This window comes from Geobacillus sp. LEMMY01 (assembly GCF_002042905.1).
GTDB lineage: Bacteria > Bacillota > Bacilli > Bacillales > Anoxybacillaceae > Geobacillus > Geobacillus proteiniphilus.
In genome coordinates this window covers 1-3,887 of sequence record NZ_MVKA01000071.1, presented here as the reverse complement: position 1 = coordinate 3,887, position 3,887 = coordinate 1, and the positions used below count along the sequence as shown (strand labels likewise).

Below are 3,887 nucleotides of genomic sequence, written 5' to 3'. Positions count from 1 at the left end.
TCGKTGCTGGGCGGAGCGTCGTTCCTTGGTGCCCTGGCTGTCCTCCCGGCCGTTTCTCCGACGGTTGGCGAGAAGGAGATTTCGCCCCAAACCGGTCAGAGGACGGCGGTAAATGACTATTCGTACTGTTTTTTTTCGTACGGGCTTCTAATTCTGCAATACGTGCTTTCAATTGCTGGTTTTCTTGTCTTAACTGTTTATTTTCGTTGATGAGTTTTTCGATGGTCTGTGCTTGACGTTCGATGTTTGCCACCATGCTTTCGAGTGTGAAGACCGCTTCTTGGAAGCCAAAAGCAACATTTGCCATTGTGTTCACCTCCCATGTCTATGATGGTAATTAGTATAGACAAGGAAGGTACGAACAAACCGGCTCTCGTAAATTTTTTCTATGTACGGGCTGAATAGTTACATTCTTTTTTGTCATATAAACAAAGAACCCCAAGCCGTTCTGCTTGGGATATGCCTCACACCTCCATCGTCTTTCCTTCCTCGACAATATGGTAAAGCAAATGCGCCAAATGGTGAATCGGACCGTATTCTTCCTCGCCGTCTTCCGCCATTTCTTCTTCGTCGGCGAATTCAAGATCGTTTAAGTAAAGCGCCATAAATTCGTAAAAGTCTTTCAGCTCAAAGCTGTAGCACGCGCTCGGGTCTTCGTTGTCTTCTTCGTATTGAAGCATTAAATACGATACCTTGCCTTCGTTGTCCTCGGCGTCAAAAAAGACGAAATAGCCGATGTTCGTGTCGAGGTCAAACAGATGCCGCGTCCCGCCTTCGGTCGCCTTGTCAAACTCTTCTGGGCTCAACTTGCCGACGTTCATCGCTTCGACGTCGTCTTCGCGGTGAAACTGAACCGTAAATGTTTTCATCGTGATTTCCTCCTTAGAAAATGCTTAATGAATACGTTTTCGAGAGCCGCTCGAGCAGTTTCACCCCGGTCAAGCTGTTCCCTTTATCATCGAGAGCCGGGCCGAAAATGCCGATGCCGCACCGCCCGGGCACGGCGGCGAGAATGCCGCCCGAGACGCCGCTTTTCGCCGGAATGCCGACTTTGATGGCAAATTCACCTGATGAGTTGTACATGCCGCACGTGACCATGAACGTTTTGCAAATGCGGGCGACATCAAGCGGCATGAGCGGCTCACTCGAATGCGGATCGCGTCCGTCAAGCGCGAGCACCAAGCCGATGCGCGCCAAATCAATGCAGGTCATTTCGATGGCGCACTGTTTCGTGTACAATTCCATCAGCTCTTCGACATCTTCGTCAATCATCCCGTGCTGCTTTAGAAAATAGCAAAGCGAACGATTTAAAAACGCTGTTTCAAATTCGGAGCGGGCCACTTCGTCGGAGTACGAGATGCGTTCGTTGCCAGCGAGACGGCGGACGAACGCTAACAGCCGTTCCAACCGTTCGGACACCGATCCGCCTTGAATCATCGACGTGACGACAAGCGCGCCGGCGTTAATCATCGGATTCAGCGGCTTGGCAGGCTTTTCCTCTAATTTGGCAATGGAATGAAACGGATAATCCGTCGGCTCCATGCCGACTTTATGGAACACCTCATCCTCGCCCCGGTCGATGAGCACAAGGGCGAGCGCAATAATTTTGGAAATGCTTTGCAGCGTCACCTTGACTGTCACATCGCCAGCATCCACGACCCGCCCATCCGGCGTGTAGATCGCAATGGACAGCTCGTTCGGATCGGCCTTGCCCAAGGCGGGGATGTAATCGGCCACTTTGCCGCTGCGGGCGTACTGCTTCGCTTCTTCGACAAAGCGGACCAGTTCTTCTTGGTTGTACACAAGCATCACCGATGGTTAGTATCGCCTATTTTTTCCGTTTCTATGCCCAAACGATTCAAACAGCGGCGGTTTCCGACGGGGGCGCTTTGCCCTCGCCAAGCGGACCGCCGGCAAAAAACCGCCCCGCTCCCCTCAAGGCAGCAACCTATATAGATGCAACGAAATCGTTTAACATATCCTTGACGGAAAAGTGGCTCATCCATTTTTGACTGTCGAAGGCAAGCCTATGGCTTGCCTCCGTCACGCTAAGGCGTGACGGAAGACCGAACAACGACTCGCTTCCAGACCCATTCATGGGTCTGGAAGCGGTGTTGTTCGGTCACTCGACAGTCGGATGAAATGACCGGTAAAAACGAAAAATGTTAAAGCTTTAAATTGCATCTATATAGGCCTGCTGCAACTGTTTTTCTTATTCTTCTTCAGGAAACACGTTTTTCAATTCGATCGCAAATCCGGGAAACATGCGGACAGGAATCGTATCATCGCGGACGTACATTCCTTGATGGCGGAATCTCCCTTCTTCCAGCACATAGACATCAATCGTCTCATTCATCGGATCGACAATCCAATATTCTTTCACCCCTGCCCGCTCGTAACGGTGAAATTTGACAATTTTGTCCTTGCGCACCGTCGATTTTGAAATAATCTCCACAACGAGATCCGGCACGCCAACAATTCGGTTTTCGCGAATTTTGCTTTTGTCGCAGACAACGACAAGATCCGGCTCAACCCATTCGCGAATTTGTTCCGGATCATCTCTCTCCGCCAAACAAACGTCAATCGGAGCGCCAAATACGGTGCATTCTTTCCCCCGCAAATAGGCCGCAAATTCCACCAACAATTCACGTTGCACCGCCTGATGTTTCGGCGTCGGAGCGGGGGACATGTTGAAGACTTGGCCGTCAATGACCTCATAGCGTACATCTTCGTCGAGCATCATATATTGCGCATAGGTGAACGGCTGCCCTTTTTCCGGCATCGGCATCAAAACAGCCTCCTTTCCCCTTTTTCTTTTAGTATACTTGAATACCACCTGGCAACCTAGCGTTTTCTTTTTCTCAACAACCCGTTGTAGGCAAGGGAGAACAGTTTCAAGTATAATGAAAAAGAGGTGAGGAGCATGCAAGGAGCCATCAACATGTCCCCGTCCCCGTCATGGGAACATCAAATCGTTTGCGACAATCTTGTTTCCATGATCAAAGGAAAAAGCCAATGTCAACCGATTTCAAACTTGTCCGTGAAACTCGAAAAGAACGGAAAAGTGATGAACGAGTTTATCCAGCCGGATGTCGCTGTCTATTGCGAACGGCCGGAAAAAATCATCGGCGGCTATAAGGGGCGGCCGCTCATCGTCATCGAAGTTGTCAGCCCGTCAACATACAAAATCGATGTGACGCTGAAAAAAGATTTGTACTGCGCCTACGGAGTGGAAGAATACTGGATCGCCGACCCATACAACAAAACGATCCGTCAGTGCACACTCGAAAATGATCGATACGCCGAGACGATCATCGCCTGCGGAGAAACGTTCGATTCTGTTATCGGAACGATTGACACCGCGCTCGTTTTCCAAGGTGTTTAGAAGGCCGGCGAAAAACGATTCTTTTCGCTCCATCGGCGGTTTTTGCAGGGGAAGACAAGTCGATGGCGCAAGATTTCTCAGCTTGAAACGAGTTCTTTAGCGGGCAGGCGTGTTGATTATCCAATAAAATCCAAAGGGTATAGAAAAAAGAGCACCTTTCCTGTAGAATGTGAGTAACGACACAAACAAACCCAGGAGGTGCTCACTATGAACAAGCATACCACACTCCCGAATTTGATGCAAAAACTTGTTTCGGATGAAGAGATTCAACTGATTGCCGAAGCGGTTGGGTATCGTGATTCGTCTCGAACCTTTACGTTGCGCGAGTTGATTCACTTCTTCCTGCTGGCCGCCATGCATCAATGGAAAAGCTTTCGCCATGGAGCTGACGTGGGGCCTCTGTATGGATTGCCGCGATTCCATTATTCMACWGTATCCAAGAAAGCGAAAGAAGTTCCCTATGACATCATGAAACGCTTGTTGGCGTTGATCATTTCCAAKT

General features: G+C 49.6%; 5 protein-coding genes and 1 pseudogene. 2 read left to right on the top strand and 4 right to left on the bottom strand.

Translation table 11 applies throughout. The features are described from left to right. The 4 genes from B1A75_RS19110 to B1A75_RS19090 all read right to left on the bottom strand — a co-directional run. Nucleotides 1-307: DUF6444 domain-containing protein (locus B1A75_RS19110; protein ID WP_254866672.1), on the bottom strand; the 307-nt coding region annotated here is incomplete at its 3' end. Nucleotides 308-464: 157 nt separating this feature from the next. Beyond that, a complete protein-coding gene (locus B1A75_RS19105; protein ID WP_074043684.1) occupies nt 465-869 on the bottom strand; it encodes a cytosolic protein in 405 nt (134 codons plus the stop codon). Nucleotides 870-882: 13 nt separating this feature from the next. Continuing rightward, nucleotides 883-1,809 (bottom strand): glutaminase A, encoded by a 927-nt coding sequence (glsA, locus tag B1A75_RS19100; RefSeq protein WP_074043698.1) that lies wholly within the window; start codon nt 1,807-1,809, stop codon nt 883-885. 403 nt (nt 1,810-2,212) lie between these two features. Further along, the gene (locus B1A75_RS19090; RefSeq protein ID WP_079936718.1) at nt 2,213-2,788 is read right to left on the bottom strand and encodes a Uma2 family endonuclease; all 576 of its coding nucleotides are present in this window, start codon (nt 2,786-2,788) and stop codon (nt 2,213-2,215) included. A gap of 135 nt (nt 2,789-2,923) precedes the next feature. On the opposite strand from B1A75_RS19090, the gene B1A75_RS19085 reads away from it, so the two are divergent. Both B1A75_RS19085 and B1A75_RS19080 read left to right on the top strand, forming a co-directional pair. Beyond that, a complete protein-coding gene (locus tag B1A75_RS19085; protein WP_074043686.1) occupies nt 2,924-3,385 on the top strand; it encodes a Uma2 family endonuclease in 462 nt (153 codons plus the stop codon). Nucleotides 3,386-3,592: 207 nt separating this feature from the next. After that, nucleotides 3,593-3,887: pseudogene (locus tag B1A75_RS19080) on the top strand (IS4 family transposase); the annotation flags it as partial.

Bases quoted from the DNA above. Each gene is read 5' to 3' on its own strand.
- B1A75_RS19105 (WP_074043684.1), bottom strand. From the start codon at position 869: ATGAAAACATTTACGGTTCAGTTTCACCGCGAAGACGACGTCGAAGCG.
- glsA (WP_074043698.1), bottom strand. From the start codon at position 1,809: ATGCTTGTGTACAACCAAGAAGAACTGGTCCGCTTTGTCGAAGAAGCG.
- B1A75_RS19090 (WP_079936718.1), bottom strand. From the start codon at position 2,788: ATGCCGATGCCGGAAAAAGGGCAGCCGTTCACCTATGCGCAATATATG.
- B1A75_RS19085 (WP_074043686.1), top strand. From the start codon at position 2,924: ATGCAAGGAGCCATCAACATGTCCCCGTCCCCGTCATGGGAACATCAA.